The 22361-nt window shown below is 72.7% G+C and carries 17 protein-coding genes; 10 read left to right on the forward strand and 7 right to left on the reverse strand.

Annotated features, from left to right (window positions below):
- Positions 1 to 252: 252 nt before the first annotated feature.
- Positions 253 to 579: an HNH endonuclease gene (locus ACFV8H_RS35970; RefSeq protein ID WP_380408245.1), complete on the forward strand. Its 327-nt coding sequence runs from the start codon at positions 253 to 255 to the stop codon at positions 577 to 579.
- An 18-nt stretch (positions 580 to 597) separates the two neighbouring features.
- On the opposite strand, the gene ACFV8H_RS35975 is transcribed toward ACFV8H_RS35970, so the two are convergent.
- The 3 genes from ACFV8H_RS35975 to ACFV8H_RS35985 all read right to left on the reverse strand — a co-directional run bounded on the left by ACFV8H_RS35975 (position 598) and on the right by ACFV8H_RS35985 (position 3450).
- On the reverse strand, positions 598 to 960 hold the full coding sequence (locus tag ACFV8H_RS35975) for a hypothetical protein (RefSeq protein ID WP_380408247.1): 363 nt from the start codon (positions 958 to 960) through the stop codon (positions 598 to 600).
- Between the two features lie 483 nt (positions 961 to 1443).
- Entirely contained in the window at positions 1444 to 1659 is a 216-nt protein-coding gene (locus tag ACFV8H_RS35980; protein ID WP_380408249.1) for a hypothetical protein, read from the reverse strand.
- A gap of 642 nt (positions 1660 to 2301) precedes the next feature.
- Positions 2302 to 3450, reverse strand: a complete 1149-nt coding sequence (locus ACFV8H_RS35985) for a transcriptional regulator (protein ID WP_380408251.1) — start codon at positions 3448 to 3450, stop codon at positions 2302 to 2304.
- A gap of 284 nt (positions 3451 to 3734) precedes the next feature.
- On the opposite strand from ACFV8H_RS35985, the gene ACFV8H_RS35990 reads away from it, so the two are divergent.
- The 4 genes from ACFV8H_RS35990 to tgmC all read left to right on the forward strand — a co-directional run bounded on the left by ACFV8H_RS35990 (position 3735) and on the right by tgmC (position 7264).
- Positions 3735 to 3974: a hypothetical protein gene (locus ACFV8H_RS35990; RefSeq protein WP_380408253.1), complete on the forward strand. Its 240-nt coding sequence runs from the start codon at positions 3735 to 3737 to the stop codon at positions 3972 to 3974.
- 908 nt (positions 3975 to 4882) lie between these two features.
- Positions 4883 to 5161: a putative ATP-grasp-modified RiPP gene (tgmA, locus tag ACFV8H_RS35995; protein WP_266272923.1), complete on the forward strand. Its 279-nt coding sequence runs from the start codon at positions 4883 to 4885 to the stop codon at positions 5159 to 5161.
- A gap of 1 nt (position 5162) precedes the next feature.
- The gene (gene tgmB, locus ACFV8H_RS36000) at positions 5163 to 6134 is read left to right on the forward strand and encodes an ATP-grasp ribosomal peptide maturase (protein WP_380408255.1); all 972 of its coding nucleotides are present in this window, start codon (positions 5163 to 5165) and stop codon (positions 6132 to 6134) included.
- Complete coding sequence (tgmC, locus tag ACFV8H_RS36005; protein WP_380408256.1) at positions 6131 to 7264, forward strand: ATP-grasp peptide maturase system methyltransferase; 1134 nt, start codon at positions 6131 to 6133, stop codon at positions 7262 to 7264. The genes tgmB and tgmC overlap by 4 nt, the downstream gene beginning before the upstream one ends.
- 109 nt (positions 7265 to 7373) lie before the next feature.
- Here the strand turns inward: tgmC and ACFV8H_RS36010 are convergent, their stop codons facing one another.
- Positions 7374 to 7625, reverse strand: a complete 252-nt coding sequence (locus ACFV8H_RS36010; protein WP_329875929.1) for a winged helix-turn-helix domain-containing protein — start codon at positions 7623 to 7625, stop codon at positions 7374 to 7376.
- Between the two features lie 161 nt (positions 7626 to 7786).
- On the opposite strand from ACFV8H_RS36010, the gene ACFV8H_RS36015 reads away from it, so the two are divergent.
- Positions 7787 to 8125, forward strand: a complete 339-nt coding sequence (locus ACFV8H_RS36015; protein ID WP_380408258.1) for a hypothetical protein — start codon at positions 7787 to 7789, stop codon at positions 8123 to 8125.
- A 405-nt stretch (positions 8126 to 8530) separates the two neighbouring features.
- On the opposite strand, the gene ACFV8H_RS36020 is transcribed toward ACFV8H_RS36015, so the two are convergent.
- Positions 8531 to 8974, reverse strand: coding sequence for a hypothetical protein (locus ACFV8H_RS36020; protein ID WP_380408260.1), 444 nt, complete (start codon positions 8972 to 8974; stop codon positions 8531 to 8533).
- Between the two features lie 699 nt (positions 8975 to 9673).
- Between ACFV8H_RS36020 and ACFV8H_RS36025 the strand changes: the two genes are divergently transcribed.
- On the forward strand, positions 9674 to 9952 hold the full coding sequence (locus ACFV8H_RS36025; protein WP_380408262.1) for a hypothetical protein: 279 nt from the start codon (positions 9674 to 9676) through the stop codon (positions 9950 to 9952).
- Positions 9953 to 10015: 63 nt separating this feature from the next.
- On the opposite strand, the gene ACFV8H_RS36030 is transcribed toward ACFV8H_RS36025, so the two are convergent.
- Positions 10016 to 11128 carry an ABC transporter substrate-binding protein gene (locus tag ACFV8H_RS36030; RefSeq protein ID WP_380408263.1) on the reverse strand — a complete coding sequence of 371 codons (1113 nt, stop codon included), beginning with the start codon at positions 11126 to 11128 and terminating at the stop codon, positions 10016 to 10018.
- A 430-nt stretch (positions 11129 to 11558) separates the two neighbouring features.
- Here ACFV8H_RS36030 and ACFV8H_RS36035 point away from each other — a divergent pair, with 430 nt between their 5' ends.
- Positions 11559 to 13010 (forward strand): hypothetical protein, encoded by a 1452-nt coding sequence (locus ACFV8H_RS36035; protein ID WP_380408265.1) that lies wholly within the window; start codon positions 11559 to 11561, stop codon positions 13008 to 13010.
- A gap of 92 nt (positions 13011 to 13102) precedes the next feature.
- On the opposite strand, the gene ACFV8H_RS36040 is transcribed toward ACFV8H_RS36035, so the two are convergent.
- Positions 13103 to 14482, reverse strand: a complete 1380-nt coding sequence (locus ACFV8H_RS36040; RefSeq protein WP_380408267.1) for a histidine-type phosphatase — start codon at positions 14480 to 14482, stop codon at positions 13103 to 13105.
- A gap of 255 nt (positions 14483 to 14737) precedes the next feature.
- Between ACFV8H_RS36040 and ACFV8H_RS36045 the strand changes: the two genes are divergently transcribed.
- Together ACFV8H_RS36045 and ACFV8H_RS36050 are read left to right on the forward strand one after the other, a co-directional pair.
- A complete protein-coding gene (locus ACFV8H_RS36045; RefSeq protein ID WP_380408269.1) occupies positions 14738 to 16048 on the forward strand; it encodes an MFS transporter in 1311 nt (436 codons plus the stop codon).
- Between the two features lie 227 nt (positions 16049 to 16275).
- Positions 16276 to 22361: SDR family NAD(P)-dependent oxidoreductase (locus tag ACFV8H_RS36050; RefSeq protein ID WP_380408271.1), on the forward strand; the 6086-nt coding region annotated here is incomplete at its 3' end.

A 22361-nucleotide genomic window follows, 5' to 3' on the forward strand; every position in this document is an offset into this window, starting at 1 on the left:
GGGGTGGTACCCCGCCACCACGATGAGGTGTCCGGGCGTACCCAGCCCCTCCCTATCAACCGCGGCGGGGCCCCCCCCCCCCCCCCCCCCGGGGGGGGGGGGGGGGGGCGGAGTCGTGAGGCAGAGCGCGGGGACCGCACCGCCCGTAGTAACCCGTCCGCCAGGGCGAGCCGAATCGGGGTGCGGTCCCCATCCGCCCCGAGGGGCACCAGGACGACACGAGGGGGCACCGTGCGCTGTATCGACTGCCCCGTGACCCCGACTCACCGAGGGCGCTGCGAAGCCCATCACAGGGCCTACGAAGCCCGCCCCGCGGTCCGTGCCCGCCGACGGCTGCAAGCCCTGGTCTCACGTCACTACAGCGGCGCCGAGCGGCTTCGCCGGCGAATCGACCGAGCGGGCTCGGCGCGGTGCGGACTATGCGGCGAGGACCTCCCCGCGGCCCTGGTCGACGTGGACCACCGGACCCCCCTCGCCCTCGGCGGCGAGGACACGGACAGCAACGTGCAAGCGCTGTGCCGCGCCTGCCACAAGCGCAAGACTCGAACCGACTTCGGAGCGGCCAGTACGCCGTTCTGACACCGCCCCGGATGGGCGCTATTTAGACTGCCAGCCGAGGGTGGCAGCCAAGTCGTAGACCGAAAACTCGGCGTCCACCTCGATGGCGTCTTCGAGATAGCTGGTGGTGGTGTCAAGGCTCCGCGACTGGAGTGCGGGGAGCTGCGGAGCAACTGAGTACGCACCTACAGCGTTTCCGGCCCCATGCACAACCTTCAGCACCGCAGGAATGCACGTCCCTCCGCTCACGATGACGACGGGCCAACCGTCGCGGTACTCGATCGACAGAGTGCCGATGTCCTCGGGCTTGACCTGGTCGGCCGGGATCAGCACGGGTTCGGTCGTCTCGGGCGTGACCTGGGCTGGGGCCGGTCCCTTTGAGTTGGGGGTGGTCTCGGACATGGCTGTCTCCTCGCTGGTCAGGTTGCGGTCATGCTTCACAAGCGCCGTTTTGATGCTGCCCGGCATGGGGCTGACCGGTCGTACTGGGACGATCGGGCCTAGCGTGGCTACCGTCCCCCCTGCAAATCGTGGATGCCAAGCACACCTTGGTTGTCATCGGCGGTAGAAATGACTTGGCTCCGCCCCGCCGCGTAGGCCGCGACAGTGTTCCCGGCCCATCCACAACCGTGAGCCCCGCCGGAATGAAAGTCCCGCCGCTGACGACCAACTGAGGTTCGCCGTCCACGTAGCGCAGGCTCAGTGTCCCGATGTCCTCGGGCTTGACCTGATCGACCGGGATCAACGCGGGTTCGGTCGTCTCGGGCGTGAGCTGGACCGGGGCCGGGCCCTTGGCGTGGTCTCGGACGTGGCTGTCTCCTCTTGCATGGTGAGTTCAAGTCGGCTCAGTGGGCCGAGGGTTGCGCGATGAGCATGCGACTGGGACTAGGCCGGGGTGACGATGAGCGTGGCCTGGTTGCGGAGGAGGGTCGTGCTGTCTGTCACGGGGCCAGCCGTATACGCCGCGACTGCGTTCCCAGAGCCGTCAACGACCGTGAGTTCTGCCGGAATGCCATGCCCGCCGCTGACAACGACCTGAGCCACGCCGTCCACGTACCGCAGGCTGAGCATGCCGACGCCATCGGGGTTGATCTCGGACATGTGCGTCTCCTAATCCGGTCGGCTCGCTGCCGACGCATCGGGATCTTCCCATGACGAACCGTCACAACGCCGTCACTCTTGACAGATCGGAGGTGCCGCCATGCCCCGCAAGCCCCGCCCCCCGTGTTCGGTGCCCGGCTGCCCCGAACTGACCGCCCGTGGTGGCCGCTGCCCCGATCACCAGGCCGAGGCGGACGCACAGCGAGGCACGCCGGGCGGAAGCGCGTACGGCCCTCGTTGGCCCCGCATCCGCCGGGCCTACCTCTACGCCCACCCGTGGTGCGTGCTGTGTGCTCGCGTCGCCGTGGTCGCCGACCACTTCCCGGAGTCGCGTCGGTCGCTGGTCGCCCGAGGTGTGCCTGATCCGGACGCGTGGTCGCGTCTTCGTCCGCTGTGTACGCAGTGTCACAGCCGCGAGACGGCCGTTCATCAGCCCGGAGGTTGGGCGAGCGAGCGCGTTAAGCCTGTCCGAGGCCCTGACCTGCGGTGACACCCCAGGGGGGTGACTCCCTCCCGGTGCCAGAAGGCGCGGCAGGGAGGCAAAAAACTCGCATGGCTCATTAGGCCATTCTTGCGGACCATTAGGGCCCCACTTCGATTCCCTAATCGGATTCGAAGTGGGGCCATTTTGTGTTCCGCCGATCAATCCGCAGACTCTATCTGGAGTCGCATTTCTTCATATGCGTCCCTGAGGTCGCGCGCATCGGAAATCTTGCCGGTCTCAACGGCATTTACCACTTCTAGGGCACGCCAGTGATTTGACGGTGCCACCCGACCTGAGAGCATTGCGCGCTGCGCCGCGTAGCATGCTTCATCAAGGCGATTGGTGGTTACCAAAGAGAGCGCGAGATCAATATTTGCCGAGGCCACTCGGCGAGGCCACTTGGTCAGGTCGTCCGGCGGCGAAAGTCGCGAAATAACCTCTCTTGCATAGGTTTCTGCCGCCGGATCTCCGAGCCATGCCAGAGTGGTTGCGGCGTACGCAACAGCTTTTGCAGGGTCGTACTGAAAATGATGCTCTGGCTGATCCGGCGTGCCGATGGAAGAGGAAAGAGATTGCACTCGATCTATTGCCGAATATGTTTCATTCGAATATCCAAGCCGCGCGAACGCCCGCCCCTGCTGAGCGATGGCTTGAATTTCAACTGAGCTTCCGGCCGGAGCCAACTGCTGGGCTGTGGCGCTAAGTTCCGCCGCCCGCGAATAGTGGCCATCGGTTAGTACCCGCCAGGCGTCGGTTTCAAAGCACCAAGCTTGAATTTCCGAATGCCCGGCATGCTGCGCCAAGGTCATTGCCGTCCGCAGCCTGGCTGTTGCAGCATCTTGCTGGTTCAAATCAATGTGCAGCGTGGCGCCGAGCAGTGAAAACCATCCACCTATGACCAGCAGTTGCCGGTGTTCCTCCAGAGTCTTTCTTGCATCCATCAAGCTAGTCACATACGACGAATACTTTCGCACCTGGCCCAATAGCTCATGCGGAGCCACGGTCGGATACTTTACGGCCAGGTCGTGAAAGGTCAGTTCTAGCCGTTCAATAGTTTCTTTTCCAACATCGCTGGCTGAAACCCTGCGCGCCAGCTCCAAGGCGTCGATTTCGTCGTCATAGGCCGGCGGTACGGTTGCGGAAGCCCGCATAACCTGCGAGCGCCCCTGATCCACGCCACCGTACAGAATGGCGTCAAGCTCGGCCAGCGTCACCCTCAGCACCTTGACAAGAGTGGGGCGCTGCCAATCCTGCGGATCGACTTTTCCGCTTTCCCATCTCGCCACCGTCGAGCGGTCAACGCCCACGCTCTGAGCCAAGGAATCCTGAGTGAAACCAAGGGCCTTGCGCCTTTCGATAAAGGCCCTGCGCCGAGCTGGCATGTCGCCTCCCTGTCTCTGAGTAACCGTTCTAGCAGGTCAGGGCACTCGATGCAGTAACTATGAGACAGGGATGCCACAAGAGTGCGTCATCCATGCTCTGTTCACGCGGGGCCTTTGACCCTGAACTGGTGCCTCGCCCAACGTCCGGCAGTGATCGGAGGGATTGTGATGCGGCACAAAGCAGCTGTGATCAGCGCTGCCCTGGCAGCGTGGTCGGACTCGGACCCGCCGTCCTGGTGTTCGCCCTCGGCAGGCTCGACCCGCAGACCGGGCGCCGTTGGGTGTGGGCGTTCCTCGCCCTGGCGGTGGCCATGCTCGGCATCGTGTACGGCGGAGACTGGGAGACCTGGTTCCGTCGCCGAAGACAGGCGAGGGCGCGCGTTCGCAGGGCGCTGCACCACGGCTCGGCACTGTGCCGCGAGGCACGGCGCGGGCGTACCGGCTCATGAACCTAGAGACCGGGATTCTCCCGCTGGTGCCGGACGGGCTCCGCTGGGCCTCGGGCTGGTGCTTCCCCTGCGGAGTGACACGGGACGTGGTGCCCATACCGGCGATAGGGCTTCGCACGGTCATGACGGTCTGTCGCTGGCACCACGGCCAGTACTCGGCGCGGTTCGTCCGCACGGTCCAACTCCGGCCCTGGTACGGGCTGCTGAGTCGTCCGCGTGTCCGTCCCGAGCCGTCCAAGTCTCCCGGAGTGATTCCCCCGCGCTCCGGGTCGCCCGTCGGTCCCACCCGGCGGAAGGGCGCGTGCGGCGGCGCGCGTCGGTGGTCCTGGTTCAGCCCCCCGGCGCGGACCAGGACCACCCTTAGGGCCCCGGCGGGTGCCTGTCTGCCGTCGGGAAGCACAACCCCCGCCCTGGTGACGTGACGAGTGGACGGCACGGACGACCAGGGCGGGGGCCCAGACCGAGAACTAGCGGCGGAGAACAGCGGATGTACAAGTGCCCCGAGGGCGCCGGACACAAGGCCGAGCCGGCCGAAGAGTCGGGCGCCGTGCAGAGCGGTCCGGGTGGGCCGGTCTGGCGGTGCACGACGTGCGGCCGGTGGGGTGCCTTCCTCACCGACGAGTGGGCCGAACTGTTCCCGGGTGAGCTGGAGTTGTTCCCCCTCGGGTGGACGCAGCCCGGCGAGCCGGCCCCGATCCGCAGGGCGTACCCCCTCGGGCGCGGAAGCTAGCGCCCCACGATCACCCGTCCTGGCGGACGGAAAGGGAATCACCCGCCAGGACGGGGCACCACTCCCGCCCCGGGTGTCACGTGGCTATGTCGGCCGGGGTGGGCTTGCCCCGCACCCTGCGCTCCCGCAGGGTGGTTGAACCTACTTGGCACCACCACGACAAGGAGGAACAGCACATATGACGACCACACCCGCCCCTTGGGGTGTACAGCGCATGGCGCCGTACGCACCCACCCTCGCGGTTCCGCAGTACACGCCCGTGATCGACCCCGAGACGCAGATTGCCGTGATCGTGGACGAGCACGGCCGGACGGTCGAGATGGGCGCGCACGGCACCAGCACGAACCAGACCGGCCCGACCACCACGGGTGGCGGCGACGGACAGAACGGCGGGCAGAACGTACCGTCCGACGTGGACACCATGCAGTCGAACGACCAGGACCAGGGCACGGGCTGACATGACACCGGATCGGGACGGGGCCGTACTGGTCCTCACCAACCCGTACGACGTGACCGCGGACCTGGTGTTACGCCGCTTGGCTGACCGCCGGGTGCCGGTCGTCCGTGTCGACCCCGGCGCCGATCTGCACGCGGGTGCCTCGCTGTCCGCCCGCTACGGGACAGGTGGACAGCGGGGCTCCCTCTGCACTGCAAGCCGGACGCTCGACCTGTCCAACGTCCGGGCCGTGTGGGTCCGCAGGCCCTCGCCCTACGACCCCCCTGCCGGGATGGCGGAGCAAGAGGGCAAGTTCGCTGCCGCACAGGGGTTCTGGGGCACCGGGGGCATCCTCGCGTCACTTCCCGGGGCGCACTATGTGAACCACCCGTGGCGCATCCGCAATGCGGAGTACAAGCCGGCTCAGCTCTCGGCGGCGAGCCGGAACGGGTTCCTGGTGCCAGACACGATCATCACAGCGAACCCGGACGAAGCTCGGGAGTTCTGCACCTCCCAACCTGGCGGCGCGGTCTACAAGCCCTTGTGGGACAGCCGGTACCGGGATGCCGAGGGCGCCCTGCAACAGGTGTGGGTGCGCGGGGTCGACCCGTCTGAGATCACCGATTCCGTGTCCCTGTGCCCGCACCTGTTCCAAGCCAAGGTGTCGAAGGTGTTCGACGTACGGGTGACTGCCGTAGGCGACCGCCTCTTCGGGGTCCGCGTGGACAGCCCCGATCTTGACTGGCGCTACCGGCAAGACCTGATGACGTGCGCACCGATCGAGATCCCCGAGGCGGTCGCACGTTCGGTTGCGGCTTACCTTGACGAACTCGGTTTGGTGTACGGCGCGTTCGACTTCGCCGTGACCTCTGACGGTTCCTGGTACTTCTTTGAGTGCAACGCAAACGGCCAATGGGCATGGCAGCCGACGGAGACAACTGCTGCTATCGCCGACGCCCTCGCCGACCAACTACAGAAAGGCCCCGACACGTGAGCACATCGGCCGAACTCCGCGCCGCCCTGGTGGACGGGTTCACTGGTGACGACATGGTCACCGATCCGGCGTGGAACCGCGCCGCCAAGTCCGTCCCCCGGGAACTGTTCGTCGGGTCCTACTTCCTTCCCGTGGAGGGGACCGCCCCCACCGAGTACCGGCCCGTCCAAGAGGGCGAACCCGGTTGGCTGGCGGGCGTCTACACGAATCAGACCCTGATCACCCAACTCGACGGCCGTATGAGGCCCGAGGACGGTACGGTGAGCGGTTCGCCGTCTTCGTCGTCCACCCTGCCGTCACTGGTGCTGCGCATGTGGCACCAGCTCGACACCGAGGCCGGGCACCAGGTGTTGGAGATCGGTACCGGCACCGGCTACTCGACCGCTCTTGGTGCGTACCGCCTCGGGGACGCCAACATCACCAGCATTGAGTACGACCAGGCCGTGGGGGAAGCGGCTGCTGCGGCGCTCAAGTCCGCCGGACACGCACCTCGGCTGATCATCGGTGACGGGCTGCTCGGTGACCCGGACGGGGGCGAGTACGACCGCCTCATTGCCACCTGCTCGGTTCGGTACATCCCGCAACCGTGGCTCTACCAGGTCAAGCCGGGCGGAAGGATCCTGGTCACCCTCTCCGGCTGGTCGTACGGGTTCGGCCTCGCGCTGCTCACCGTGACCGAGCCCGGCAGTGCCACGGGCCGGTTCCTGCCTGGGTGGACGAGTTTCATGATCGCCCGTCCGCACGACCGGCCGCCCCGTCAGAGTCTCGCGCTGCTGCCTGGCGACGAACGCCCGAGCCGGATCGATCCCGAGATCATCAGCACGTGGACCGGTGGTTGGGTGGCTCAGCTCGCGGCACCCTCGGCCGAGCGGATGGGTGCGGGCGGGCAACAGATCCTCTCGGACGTGGCCACGGGATCGCAGGCCCGGACCATGCCCAACCCTGACGGAGGGTGGACAGTGATTCAGCGCGGACCGCTCCGACTCTGGGACCAAGTGGAAAGCGCCGTTGAAGCCTGGCAGGCGGCCGGCGAGCCCCACCAGGACGGTTTCGGCATTACGGTCTCGCCCCTCGGCCAGCGCGTGTGGATCGGCAGCGAGGCCGGTCCAGGTTGGAACCTGCCGATCTGAGCCGGATACCCGGGGCCGGGACGCAGGGGCGCCAATGGAAGAACCACCCTTGCCGGCTCTCGCGCCCAACTCGGCCCCGTCCCGCTGGTCTCCGGCAGGGCGGGGCCTTCTACTTTTCGGGGGTCTGCTCGGCCACGTACGTCCCGCGTTGCGGCACGGTGTAGACGTACCCGCCTTCGCGCAGATGCCGGACCGCTCGACGGGCCGTGTCCCGGGCCACACCCCACCGCTGGATCAGTGCCGACTCGGACGGGATCGGCCGGTTCGCCGCGAGTACCCCGGACTCAATGTCGCGGATGATCTCCGCCGCAATCTGCTGGTACGGCGGGGTGGGTGCGTCGTAGTCGATTTCCGAGGCCATGGGCCAAGGGTAGACAACGGGCAACATCCCGAGCTATTGGCATACGTAGGTAGACGAGGGTAGAGGAGTTGCTTTACCGTCGAACACGAAAGAACCCCCGGTGCCGCTTAGGACCGGCTCCGGGGGTCGAGCGTCCGACAGCTTTAGGGAGCTGACCGAACATGCGACACCTTATCGCCCGTGCTCTGCGTACCGCCCTGCGGCTGGTCCTACCGGCCCACGGACAGCACCGCGCCGCCCCGGTCGCCCCCGAGCCCACCCCGAAGCCGATCCGGGCCATTCCCGCCGGACTGAGCCTCGCCCCGTGGGTCGAGCCGGAGAACTGGAATGCGAGCCCCCTGGTACGTCCCTACGTCGACCGTGCGGCATGGCTCGCCGAGCTGGACGAGATGCAGCGCCACTACGAGCAGCGCGAGGCCCTGCGGGCGGTCGCCGAGAAGCTTCCGGACACCGGGCACACCTTCCCCGGTGCGCACGCCCTCGCCGGGGCGGTGACGTGATGACCGAGCCGACCGTGACCCTGATCTGTAACCGGTGCTACAGCACCGAGGGCGTGCGGGTCGTACGGACCGTGGAACGCCAGAGCGGACCCCCGTGGCAGGTTCTCGCCTGCCCGACCTGTGAGCCCGCCCTAGACGCGCTGAGCGCTCCCGTTGAGCCCGTGTCTGACGGGACTCTCGACCGCTAACCCTCGCCCCGTCCGGAGCCGATCCGGGCGGGGCTCTCTCGGCCTCGCCGTAGAACCGCTAGTAACCGCCCGTCCGGAGACCCGGAGGGCAACGAGTTCTGCGTGGCGGCGGGCCCGGCCACGGGCTGAGCCGGGGGGCGCCACGGGGCCTGCGGTCCGACGGGGGAGCGCCGCGGGCCGGGCCGGTGGTCGGCCCGGCCCGCGCGCGTCGGTCCGGTCAGGCCTTGATGGTGAGCCAGGCGCCGAGGCCGTTGCAGCCGCGGGCGTCGTAGGTGGTGCTGCGGTAGCCGGCCGGGATCGGCGAGTACGGGCAGGTCCAGATGCCGTTGCGGACCTGCTCGTGGAACCAGGCGCCGACGCCGCTGCAGCCCTGCGGGTTGTAGTTGGTCAGCACGTAGCCGGAGACGATCGGCGAGCCCGAGCAGGTCCACAGGCGGTTCTGGGCGGGCTGCTGGAACCACGCGCCGTGGTTGTTGCAGCCGCTCGCGTTGTACATGGTGATGACGTAGCCGCTGGGCACGGGCGCGCCGGAGCAGCTCCAGCCGCCGGTGGCGGAGGCGGTGCCGGCCGCCGCGGTGCCGGTGAAGGCGGCGGCGAGCACGGCGATCGCGGCGGCCGCCCGTCCCAGGCGGGTGGTCAGCTGGCGGAGGGTCCTGGTCACGGCGTCACCGGTCCGATCGGTCGTCCCCGCGCCGCTGTTGGGGGCGGCGAGGGAGGGGGGAAGTGCGAGGCTGCGCCGCACCCTAGCGGCGGTGATCAGTTCCCTGATAGATCAGGATCGCAGGATCTTCACAACTGACCGAAAACGATCCGTCGGCACGTCGCGCTCCGCCGGGTTTGCCGCCGTCGCCCCGGACTACCTGGGTCTGGGCACCGGCCCCGGCACCCACCCCTGGATGGACGTGCCGTCCGAGACCACCGCCACCCTGGACATGCTCCGGGCGGCCCGCGCCTTCGCCCCGCGCACCGGCCGGACCCTGGGCCACGACGTCCTGGTCACCGGCTTCTCCCAGGGCGCCTCGGCCGCGACGGGCCTCGCCCGCGCCCTCCAGGCCGGCGACGACCGCTGGTTCCGCCTCCGCGCCCTCGCCCCGGTCAGCGGCGGCTACGCGTTCCGGGAGGCCGAGCTGCCGGCCCTGCTCGACGGCTCCCTGGAGCCCAAGTCGAGCGCGCTGTACGCCGCGTACCTGCTCGTCGCCTGGAACCGGCTGCACCACCTCTACGACTCCCCGGGCGAGGTGTTCCAGGAGCCGTACGACCGTACCGTCGAGGCGCTGTTCGACGGCTCGCACACCGGCCGGAGCTGTTCGCGGGCACGCCCGGCACCATCGGCGAACTGCTCACCCCGCACGCCCTCGCGATGCTGCGCCACCCGACCGGCCGCTTCGCCGCGGCGCTCCGGGTGGCCGACGGCACCTGCGACTGGGCGCCGCGAGCCCCCGTCCGGCTCTACGCGGCCGAGGCCGACGAGCAGGCCGCCGACGCCAACACCGACCACTGCGCGGCCGCGCTGCGCGCGCACGGCGCGGACCCGGAGGTCGTCGACCTCGGCACCCCGGACTTCGCGGGCTCCCGCCACCTGGGCTCCAACGTGGCCGCCACGGCCGACATCGTGCGCTGGTTCAGCTCCCTCGGCTGAGCGGGTGCGGGCTGCGGCACGGCTGACCGTGGTGCGGCCGCTGCCGGCACGGCCGTCGCCCGCTCAGCCGGAGCGCAGGACCCGGAACCGGTCGGGCGCCGCCGGATCCCGGTCGACCACCTGGACCGGCGGCCACGCCCACTGCCACACGCCGCTGCCGGGCACCCGGGTGAACCGGATCCGCCCCCGGGTGCCCGCGACGTCGACCCGCGGCCAGGCCGCGGCGACGCGCTCCCGGTCCGCACCGGCGGAACGCAGCACCTCGGCGAGGACGGTGACGGCGTCGTAGCCCTCGAAGGCCACGAAGGACGGCGCCTCGCCCAGCCGCTCCCGCACGGCCGCCGCGACGCGCTCGCCCGTGGCGCCCAGCCGCTCGGGCAGGTAGCGCAGGAACGGGACGGCCGCGCCCTCCTCGCCCAGCAGCGCCCGCCACTGCGGGAACTCCGGCTGCCCCGCCGGGGCACCGATCAGGACCCCGGCGAGGCGCCGGTCACGACGGACGGCCCGGACGATCGGCACGGCCGGCTCGGGGTGGCCGACCAGCAGCAACAGGGCCGTCGCGCCGTGCCGGGCGAGCTCCCCGCACAGCTCGGCGGGGGACAGCGCGGCGGCGTCCAGCTCGACCACGGTGCCGCCGTGCGGAGCCAGGCGCTCGCGCAGGATGCGGGCCCCGGCGGCCCAGTAGACGCTCTGCTGGGCCGCCACGGCGATCCGGCGGTGGCCCGCGTCGAGGAGGAAGTCCGCGTAGATCCGCCAGCCGTGCGACTGCGCCGGGCAGAGCCGGGCGACCCCGTCCGTCGGCCCGTCGGTGAGCGCGTCCAGGACGGCCGAGGAGCAGAGGTACGGCACACCGAGCGCGTCCGCCCGCGCGGCCACCGCCCGGGCGACCACGCTGTGGTACTCCCCGGTCAGGGCCACCACGCCCAGGCCCGCCAGCTCCTCCACCGCCGCCGCGGCCCGCTGCGGATCGGCCGCCGTGTCCCGGACCAGCAGGTCCAGCGGCTGGCCGGCGATCCCGCCCGCGTCGTTGACGTCCCGTACGGCGGTCTCCAGCCCGGCGAGCAACTGCCGGCCGGCCTCGACCCACCCCGGGCGGCTCAGCGGGACGAGGGCGCCGATCGGCACCGACGGACCGTCGGCGCGCTCCGCGCCGGCCGACGAAGATGGCGTACTCATGGGCCGGCGTCTCCCGCCTGACGGTCCGGTGACAGGCGGCCTTCCGGACCGCCGACCGGCGGGGCCGGGAGGCACACCTGTGTGATCATGCCGGACATTGCACCCGGCCCGGGGGGTGGCGGGCAACCGGTTTTTCGCCGAGGTGCTGCGCATGACCTGCGCGAAACCGGCCGTGGTCAGTCGCAGACGAAGCAGGGCGGCCGGTCCCGGGCGGTGACGGCACCCGCGGTGTCGAGGCTGTCACCGGGCACCTGTATGTTGATCAGTCGCCGACCCTGCCGCGCTCCCACCGGGATGCCGACGCCCGGGTCCGGCCCGGACCGGTACGCGCATCGCGGAGGTCGGGCCGTCGGTGCGGGGGGAACTGCGGAGGGACCTCGGCCCGGGGCGGAAAGCCGCTCACCGTTCCGACGTTCCCGAAGGATCCCGTATGACCGTTCCTGTCCCGCCCGACAGCCCGCAGCCGGGGGCGGCGCCCGCCGGCGCCGACCCGGGGACGCCGCTGACCCCGGGGCAGGGCGAGGCTCCGGAGCAGGCCGACGCCCAGAGCGAGGCGAAGGGCGAGGCGAAGGGCGAGGCGAAGGGCGAGGCCCAGAGCGAGGTGCAGGGCCCCGCCGCTGAGCCCGCGCCCGCCGATGTCGAAGCCGTCGTCGACGTCGTCCCGCTCGCCGAGGCCGCCACGCCTGCGCCCGCCGAGGCCGTCTCGCTCGCCAAGGCCGCTGAGCCCGCGCCCGCGCCCGCTGATGCCGAGGCCAAGGCTGAGGCCGAGGTCGAGGCGGAGGCCGACGCGCAGGGCCCCGCTGTCGAGCCCGTTTCCGCGCCCGTGCCCGTGCCCGCCGACGCGGCGCCTGTCACGCCTGCCGCGCCCGCCGCGCCCGTGCCGGTCGGTGCTCCCGCCGCCGTAGGGGGCCCGTCGCCGTTCGCGCCTCCGGAGGCGGCCCCGACCCCGCCCCCCGCCCCGGCCGCGTATCCGGCCCCGGGCCAGGGTCCGGCCGGTGCCCCCGGTGCGTACCCGGCTGGGCCGTACTGGCAGGGCTACCCGGTGGTCCCGCCCCAGCCCCGCAACGGCCTGGGCACCGCGGGCATGGTGCTCGGGATCGTCGGCACCGTCCTCGGCCTGGTCGTCGTGCTGTTCTGGCTGTCCTGGCTGCCGGCCCTGCTCGCGCTGATCTTCGGCATCATCGGCCTGGGGTACGTGCGCAAGGGCGAGGCGACCAACCGGGGGGTGGCCCTGGCGGGCGTCATCCTGGGCGTCACCGGCCTGCTGCTGTCGGTCGGCGGCGGGGTGGTCTTCGCGGTCGCGCTGAACTCCGTGCAGGAGGACGAGAAGGCCGAGGCGCACGCCGCCCGGCTCCGCTCCGAGGCCGACGACCGGGCCGCCGCCGACCGGGCGGCGAAGGCCAAGGAGAGGCTCGACGCCGCGAAGAAGAAGTTCGAGGAGGAGCAGCAGGCACGGGCCGCCGACGAGAAGGCCCGGCACCTGGGCTTCGGCCAGTCCTACACCTACGCCGACGGGTTGAAGGTCACGATGGCCGCGCCGCAGCCGTACGTGCCGAACGAGACCGTGTTCCCCGCGCCGAAGAACAGCACGATCATCCAGATACGGATCACCGTCACCAACACCGGCTCCAAGGACGTCTCGCTCGTCGGATCGGGGCTGCCCACCGTCAAGGACGCCAACGGTGGCCTGGTCACCGCGCTGATCGACGGCAGCGGCCGGATGAAGTTCATCGGTGACTCGCTGGCTCCGGGCGCGGAGGCCACGGGGGTGTCCGCGTACGCGCTGCCGAACGCCGCGGCCGACCCGTTCTCCGTCCAGTTCACCTACTACGGCAGCGGGCAGGGCATGAAGTCCGTGACCTGGACCGGCTCCCCGAACTGACCCGGGTTCCGGCTCCGGCTCCGGCTCCGACACACCGCGACCCCCGACCCCCGACCCCTGACCCCCGCCCCCTGGGCTCCGGGGGCCGGGGGTCAGTCGTGTGCGAGGCAGCGCCGGAGCTCGTCCAGCCGGTAGTAGTGGCTGCCCTCGGCTATCGGCCGGCAGGAGGGCTTGAAGGCGATCTCCTCCTCGTTGTAGAGCATCCGGACCAGGTGGTCGGCCGGGCCGCCGTCGGAGGGCGCGTTCTCGTAGAGGTCCCACTGGATGTTCGCGGCCATCGGCACCACCTCGGCGCCGCGCCACGGGTTGTTCCTGTAGCTGTAGGGCTGTTCGGGATCGGCGCCCTCGGTGCTGCCGGGCAGGCCCATCAGGGCGGCGAGCGGCTCGATCTCCTCGGCGTGGGTGAAGCGCAGCACCGCGCCGTTGTGGTTGCGGCCGTCGGCCCTGGCCCCGGCCTGGGCGAGGAGGTCGTCGAGGAGGACGCCGGCCATCCGGTAGGTGATGGTGCGTCCGCTGAACGCGGGGCCCTTCTGGTAGAACTCCTCCGCGTCGTCGAGGTAGCCCAGCCAGCGGGCGTCGTGGGCGGTGAGGTAGCGGGAGAGGTCGACCGAGGGCGCCTCCACGGCGAGATCGGGCGCCGCGCTGTACACCTCGTACAGCGAGCGGGCGAAGGAGACCTGCTCGTCGACGGGCAGCGCCGTGACGAAGTCCGCCCGGAACAAGCGGGAGAGGGCGTGCCGGGCCGCTTCGGCGGTGCGCGGATCGGCCTCGTTCCGGGCGAGGACCGCGGCGAGGTCGGGGTCGTTCGCCAGGTACGCGCGGTAGTCGGCGTTCTGCGGCTGCTTGTGGAAGTACAGCAGGTCCTTTTCGGTCACCGGGGCCCCGATCAGGCCCGTCAGGCCGGGGTCGCCGGCGGTCAGGCCCGCGGTGAAGGCGTCGGCGCTGGCCACCGCGCGCGGGACGCCGGAGGTCTCCACCACGACGGGCTCCCGGTCGGCGACGATCGTCCGGAACAGGGACGGCAGCCGCTGCTCCAGGCGCAGCGCCGTCTGCCGGTGCTCCCGGGCTCCCAGGGCGGAGAGGTTCCCGTAGCCGAGGGTGGCGGCGGCGGTCAGCAACGACCGTACCTGCGGGGCGAGTCGGGTCCCGAGGTCGGTGAGGGCGTCCTGCCGCCCCGCCTCGGCGAGGACGGCGAGCACGGCGTCGCCGTCCTCGCTGCCGGTCATGGCCCGGGAGCCGTGGCGGGCGACGTTCTCGGTGAAGACCGGGCGGAAGCCGCGTGGGGGTTGCTGGTAGCGGTCCGGATCGCCCTGCGGCCGGTAGGGGGTCTTGGTCCCGTAGCGACCGTGCCGGGCGGTGTCGGCGTCGGCGCCGGGGTGGTCGTGGGCGGACGCCGTGCCCGCGGTGGACAGGACGCCGAGGGCCAGGGTGAGGGCCAGGGCGGCGGAGAGGGCGGGGGTGCTGCGCTTCACTGCGGTCCTCCGGGTCGGCTCAGGTCAGGTGGTCAGGGCGGTCGGCCGCGCGCATGCTGTCATGCGCATGTGAACGCGAGTTGACGTGTCACCGACGGCAAATCGCCACCCTGGCCGGAATGATGACCCCGAGTCGGCCGAACTCACGATCTTTCGGACAGTGGACGATCAAGCTCTTGATCTCCGGCCGGGCGGCTTCTAGATTGCGGTGCAATGTCACACTGAGCCGACCGACGCGGCCTTCCTGGGGGACCGGTGCCGGACACCGCACAGCAAGTACCGCTCCAGACCACCGAGAAGCTGCCCCGGGTGTTCTACCGGCTGGCGCTGGGCGACGCGCTCTCCACCTACGGGAGCCAGCTCGACCTGGTCGCGCTGAGCCTGTTCGCCTACGAGGCGGCCGGGAACGCCCTTGGCACGGCCGGGTACCTCATCCTGCGTCTGACCGGCGGTTTCGCCGGTGGACTGGTCAGCGGGCGGCTGGTCGCCCGGGTCGACCGGCGGCGGCTGATGACGGGCTGCGCCCTCGCCCAGGCGGTGGCGCTGGTCGTGGTGGCCCTCGCCCCGGCGTCCGCGCGGATCCCGGTGCTCTACCCGCTCGCGCTGGTCTTCGGCGGCGCGGCCGCGGTGTGCGCCGTCGCGCTGCGCACCAGCATCCCGGAGATGGTCGGCGCCGAGCGCCGGGCCCGCGCCAACAGCCTGATGGCGAGCTGCCGTTCGGCCGCCATGGTGCTCGGTTTCGCCTCCGCCGGTGTGGTGGTGGCGTGGGCCGGGTTCCGTGCGGCGCTGCTGATCGACGCGTCGAGCTTCGTGGTGTTCGCCGCCGTGGTGCTCAGGCTGCCGCTGCGCACCCGGGCCGAACCCGCCGAGCAGGCGGCCGAACAGGCCGCGGGCGCGGCCGCGACCGGTACCACCGCCGACACCGAGGCCGACAAGGCTGCCGACGGCGGCAAGGCGAAACGATTCGGCAGCCGGTGGCAGGCGCTGGTGGTGCTGCGAGCGGCCCCCGTGGTCGGCGCGATGGCGGCGATCCGACTGCTGGACGCCTTCGGCTCCGCCGCGCACAACATCAGCCTGCCGGTCTTCGCCAACCAGCACGACCCCGGCAACCCGGCCGCGCTGCTGGGCATGTTCTGGGCCACCTGGGCGGTCGGCAACCTCGGTGCCCAACAACTGGTCTCCCGGCTCATGCTGCGCCGGGGCATCGAACCGGGCGAGCGCGCCTTCGCCCTGGGGACCTGCCTGATGTCCGGCTGCTTCATCCTGGTCTTCACCGGACTGCCGACCCCGCTGTTCCTCCTGGTGGCGATCGGCGCGGGGCTCGGCGACGGCTTCACCGAGATCTCGTACACCACCCGGATCCAGGCGCTCACCGACGAACGGCGCGGCCAGGCCTTCGGGTTGCTCGCCTCCGCCGAGAACGTCGGCATGGGCACCGGGATGCTGCTGAGCGGATCGCTGCTGGCCCTGCTCAGCCCGTTGACCGTGGTCGGCGTCTCGCACGCCGTCCCGATCGTGCTGGCGCTCGGCTTCCTGGTCCTGGTCGGCCGGGCCCGGAAGCGCTGACCCGCACCACCCGGCCACGCACCACCCGGCCACGCACCGCCGGACCACGCACCGCCCGACCGTACCCGCGACCACCGTGCACCGTGCCACCGCACCCGCAAGTACCGCGCCACCGGATCCGCCGACGCCCCACCGGGCCGCAGGCGACCCCGATCCGCCCACCCTCCGCAACCCGGGGCAGCCCTACCCGCGCACGCCCCGCACCGATCCGAAAGGTGCCGTCGCCGATGAGCCCCACCGGTTCCGAGCGCGCCCGGCTGCGCGCCCTGGAGGCCCGGCTGCTGCTGCGTCCCGAGGTCGCCGACTGCGCAGTGCTGCCGGTCGAGCGCGCCGACGGCCGCCGCGGCCTGCTGGCCTACCTGGTGCCCGCCGCCGACACCGACCCCGTCGCGCTGCGCCGCCGGGCCACCGCCGCCCTGCTGGACGCCGACCCGGGCACCGAGGTGCACCTCCTGGACGGCATCGTGCGGACCGCGCTGGGCGAACCCGACCGCGCCGCCCTCGCCGCCGCGGCGGCCCGGCCGCCGGCCGGCGCCGGGCCCGCGCTCCGCCACCTGCGCGAACTCACCCCGCACTGGCGGCCGTTCGGCACCACCAGCACGGCCGCCGGTGCGACCCCGAGAGGCTCGACGGCCGGTTCGACGGCCGCGCCCGAAGAGGCCTCGTCCGAAGAGGTTGCGCCCGAAGAGGCCGCACCCGAGGAGCCCGGGAGCGAGGTCCCCGGGACCGAGGCGGTCGGCGCCCCGCTGCCCGCCCCGGCTCCGGACGCGCCGCGCACCCTGCCCGAGGCCCTGCTGCGCGCCGCCGAACGGCACCCGGACCGCGGCCTGCACCTGGTCCGGGCCGACGGCGGGGCGACCAGGCTGACCTACCGCCGGCTGCTGGAGCGGGCCCGGGAGACCCTCGCCCTGCTGAGCGCCGCCGGGCTGCGGGCGGGCGACCGGGTGATCCTCCAGGTCCCGGACCAGGAGGGCTACTTCACCACCCTGTGGGCCTGCCTGCTGGGCGGGGTGCAGCCGGTCACGGTCGCTCGTCCGCCCGCGTACGACCAGCCCAACCCGGTCCTGGAGAAGCTCTGGCACGCCTGGCAGACGCTGGCGGAGCCGCCGGTGCTCGCGGGCGGACCGGCCGTGGCGGGCCTGGCCCGGCTGGGGGAGCTCTACCCGGCGCCCGGCCTGCGGGTCATCGCGGTCGACCGCCCCGTCGACGGCGCCGCCGCAGCCGTCGGCGCGGGCGCCGGGCACGCTCCGGACCCTGGCGACGTGGCGATCCTCCAGCTCTCCTCCGGCAGCACCGGCCGCTCCAAGGCGGTGCAGATCACCCACCGCGGCATCCTGGAGTACGTGGCCGGCGCGGTCGCCCAGGGCACCCTGCCCGAGGACGTCACCGTCAACTGGCTGCCGCTGGACCACGTCGCCGGGCTGCTGATGTTCCACCTGCGCGACGTGGCGCTCGCCGCCGACCAGGTGCAGGTGCCCACCGAGCTGGTGCTCGCCGACCCGCTGGTCTGGCTGGACGCCCTGGAGCGCTACCGGGGCGCGCACTCCTGGTCGCCCAACTTCGGCTACCGGCTGGTCGCCGAGGCGGTGCGGGCGGCCGGCCCCGGCCGGAGCTGGGACCTCTCCTCGGTCAAGTCCCTGATCAACGCGGGGGAGCAGTGCACCGAGGCGGTGCTGGACGAGTTCCTGGCCGCCACCGGCCCGTTCGGCGTACGGGCGGAGCACGTGCTGCTCGGCTGGGGCATGGCCGAGACCTGCACCGTCATCACCTACAAGCGCTACCACGAGGACGGCGCCCGCCGCCTGGTGCGCACCGACTCGCTGACCGGCCGGCTGGAGCCCGCGGACCCGGACTCCCCGGAGCGCGGCACCGCGTTCCTCAGCATGGGGCGCCCCGCCCCCGGCGCCCGGATACGGGTGGCGGGCGAGGACGGCCGGGCCCTGCCCGAGCACCGGGTCGGCCGGCTCCAGGTCAACTCCGGCCGGGTGACGCCGGGTTACCTGAACAACCCGGCCGCCGACGGCGAGGCCTTCGTCGGCGACGGCTGGTTCGACACCGGGGACCTGGCCTTCCTGGCCGACGGTGAGGTGGTGCTCACCGGCCGGCGCAAGGAGATCATCATCGTCAACGGGGTGCACCACTTCTGCCACGAACTGGAGGACGTGGTCGCCTCGGTGGCGGGGGTGCGCTCCGGGCACGTCGCCGCCTTCGGGGTCCCGGACGAACGCACCGGCACCGAACAGTTGGTGATCGCCTACGTGCCGAACGACCCGGACGCCCCCGCCGCCCCGGTGGCCGCCGAAGTCCGCCGGGTGCTGGCCGCCCGGCGGCAGCCGGCCCCCGCCCTGGTGCTGCCGGTGCCGGCGGCCGACTTCCCGCGCACCACCAGCGGCAAGATCCAGCGCACCGCACTGCGCGGACGCCTGCTCGACGGCGGGCTCGACGAGCACCTCGTGGCGATCGACCTGGCGGAGGCCAACGCCCGGACCGTTCCCGACTGCGTGCGTCGGATCGTCTGGGAACCCCGCCCGGCGCCGGACGCCGGCCTCGGGGCTGAAAGTTCCGAGCCCGCGGAGCCGACCCTGCTGCTCGGCCCGGCCGGTCCCGGGACCCTCGCCGAGGCACTGGCCGCCGCCCTGTCCGGGGCCGTCCTGGTGGAGCAGCCGCCGACCGCCGACCCCGCGCAGTGGCGGCGGGCGCTCGGCGCCGAGCGCCCCGGGCGGGTGGTCCACCTCTGGGGCGCGGACGGCGGGCCCGCCGCGTCGTCGGACGGCGTACCGCCGGACGAAGCCCTGCTCGCCCTGCTGCGGGCCCTCGCCGACCGGCCGCCGACCGGCGAGCTGGTCACCGTCAGTGCTGGACTGCACGCCGTACTGCCCGGTGAACTCCCCGACCCGGCAGCGGCGTTGACGGCGGCGCTGACCGCCGGGGCGAGGGCCGAGCAGCTGGTGCCCGCCGCCCGGCACATCGACCTGCCGGCCGGGGCGCCGCCCGCCGAGCAGGCCGCCGCCCTGCTCGCCCTGCTGGCCGAGCCCCGGCCGGAGCCGGAGAGCGCCTGGCGGCGGGGCCGCCCGTGGGTGCCCAGGCTCGGACCGGTCGAACCCGGCACCGCCACCGACGCCACCGCCACCGACGCCACCGCCGACGAGGGCTGCTCGCTGCTCTCGCCCGGTGCCCGCTACCTGGTCACCGGCGGCCTCGGCGGGATCGCCGCCGAGCTGCTGCCCGGCCTGCTGCGCGACCAGGGCTCCCGACTGCTGCTGATCGGCCGCACCGACCTGGACGCGCCCACCACCGAGGCGGCCGAACGCCGCGCCGCGCTGCACCGGCTGTCCGGCTACGGCGGCCGGGTCGACTACCGCCGAGCCGACGTGACGGACCGCGAGCAGCTGGCCGCCGTGGTCGCCGAGGCCGAACGGGACTGGGGAGCACCGCTGGACGGCGTGCTCCACCTGGCCGGGGCCTACCGGATCGCCCTGCTCTCCGGCACCGGCCCGGACGACTGGCGGGAGGCGGTGCGTGCCAAGACAACCGGCACGGACCACCTCGTCGAGCTGGTCCGGCAGCGGCCCGGCGCCCAGTTCGTCGGCTTCTCCTCGATGGTCGGCTTCCAGGAGGCCGTCGGCTCCATCGCCTACGCCGCCGCCAACCGCTACCTGGAGAGCGCGGTCGAACGGCTGCACCGGGAGACCGGCACCCCGGCCTGGACGATCTCCTGGGGCCTGTGGAGCCGGGTCGGCATGAACCGCGCCACCGACCACGAGCAGGCCTCCGCCGCCCGGGGCATCGCCGTGCTGAGCGCCGCGCAGGGCCGCCGCCTGGCCGCGCTGCTGCTGGCCGGCGCTCCGGGCCGCTGGTACGCCGGGCCGGACCCGAGCGCCCCCGCCGCGCGCCGCCACCTGCTGGCGACCGCACCCCGGCCGGTCCCGGAGACGCCCACCGGCCGTACGGACGAGGACCGGCCCCCGCAGCCGACCGCCGCTCCCGCCGTCCAGGCCGTCACCATGGCCCCCGAGGCCCGGACCGCCCCCGCCGCCGAACTGCGCCGGACCGTCCTGGACGCCTTCGAGACGGTCCTCGACGCCCCGCTCGACCCGGCCCGCCCGCTGGCCGAACTCGGCATCGGGTCCCTCCAGTTGATGCGGGTGCACGGCGCCCTCAGCGCGGCCCTGCCGGCGCCCCCGGCGCCCACCGAACTCTTCCGGCACCCCACCGTGGACGCCCTGATCGCCCACCTGACCGAGGCCCCCGCGCCGGCCCCGGCCACCGCGACCGGCACCGCGAGCGGCACCGCCCCCGGGGCCCCGGCGGGTGACGACCGCCGGATCGCCGTCGTCGGCCTGGCCCTGCGCTTCCCCGGCGCCGACACCCCGGAGCAGTACTGGCGCAACATCGTCGACGGCGTCCGCAGCACCACCCGGTTCACCGAGGAGGAGCTGGCGGCGGCCGGACTGCGCCCCGAGGAGTACCGGCACCCCGACTTCGTCCCGGTGACCGGGGCACTGCCCGACACCGACCGCTTCGACGCCGAGGCCTTCGGCATCAGCGGCACCGAGGCCGCCCTGATGGACCCCCAGCAGCGCCTGCTGCTGGAGATCTGCCGGCAGGCCCTGGAGGACGGCGGCTACGACGCCCCCGACCCGCACCGCCGGGTCGGCGTCTTCGCCGGCACCGGGATGACCCTGTACGCGCTGCGCACCTACTACCAGCACACCCTGGCCGGCACGGCCGACCCCGCTCAGCCGGTGTCCGCGCTGCAGACCGCGATCGGCAACCAGGCCGACTTCGCCGCCACCCGGGTCGCCTACCGGCTGGGCCTGACCGGCCCGGCGATCGGCGTGCAGACCGCCTGCTCCACCTCGCTGGTCGCGGTGCACCTGGCGGCGCAGTCGCTGCTCGCCGGTGACTGCGACCTGGCCCTGGCCGGGGCCGCCGCCCTGCACATCCCGCAGGCCGCCGGATACCGCTACGAGGAGGGGTCGATCCTCTCGCCCGACGGCGAGTGCCGGGCCTTCGACGCGGCGGCCGCCGGCACCGTCGGCGGCAACGGCGTCGCGGCCGTCCTGCTCAAGCGCCTGGACCGGGCACTGGCGGACGGCGACACCGTGCACGGCGTGATCCTCGCCTCCGCCGTCAACAACGACGGCGGGCTCAAGGTCGGCTACACCGCGCCCAGCGTGGACGGGCAGGCGGCCGTGATCGGCCGGGCCCTCGACCTGGCCGGGGTGCCGGCCGAGAGCGTCGGCTACGTCGAGGCGCACGGCACCGGCACCCCGCTGGGCGACCCGATCGAGTTCCGGGCCCTGGCCCAGGCGTTCCGGGCCCGGACGCGGGCCGCCGACTTCTGCTCGCTCGGCTCGGTCAAGCCCAACATCGGCCACCTGGACACCTGCGCCGGAATGGCCGGGCTGATCAAGGCCCTGCTGGTGCTGCGGCACGGCACCGTCCCGCCGCTGGTCAACTTCGACCGCCCCAACCCGGCGCTGGAGCTCGCCGGAAGCCCGTTCCGGCTCGCCGCCGAGCGCCGCGACTGGCCGGCCGGCGCCACCCCGCGCCGGGCCGGGGTCAGCGCACTGGGCGTCGGCGGCACCAACGCCCACCTGGTGCTGGAGGAGGCCCCGGCGTCGTCCGCGCCCGGTGCCGCCGACGGCCCCCGGCAGGAGGCGCCGACCGTCCTGCCGCTCTCCGCCCGCACGGAACAGGGCCTGACCGCCCTGGCCGGGCTGCTGCGCGACCGCCTGGCCGCCGGACCGGCGCCCGCCCCCGGCGACCTGCCGCTCACCCTGGGCGGCGGGCGCCGCGCCCTGCGCCACCGGCTCGCCGTCACCGGCGCCGGTTCGGCGGACCTGCTCCGCGGCCTGGAGGCCCACCTGGCGGGCCGCGGCTCCGCCACCGCACCCGTACGCCGCGAGGCCCCGCGCGGTGACGTCCGGCCGGTGCTGCTCTTCACCGGCCAGGGCGGCCAGTACCGGGGCATGGCCGCCGAACTCCACCGCGCCTTCCCGGTGTTCCGGGCCGTACTGGAGGAGTGCGACCGGCTGCACCGCGAGGCCTGGGACGAACCGCTGCTGCCGCTGCTGCTCGACCCCGTGCCCGAGGGCGCCGCCGACGACTGGACCACCGAGGCCGCGCAGCCCGCGCTGTTCGCCCTGCAAGCGGCCCAACTGCGGCTCTGGCAGGAGCTCGGGCTGCGCCCGGCCGCCGTCGCCGGGCACAGCGCCGGCGAGTACGCGGCCTTCCACGCGGCCGGCGCCCTCGACCTCGCCGACGGGATGTTCCTCACCGCGCTGCGCGGCCGGCTGATGCACCGGGC

It is taken from the genome of Kitasatospora sp. NPDC059827 (genome assembly GCF_042731675.1).
Lineage (GTDB): Bacteria > Actinomycetota > Actinomycetes > Streptomycetales > Streptomycetaceae > Kitasatospora.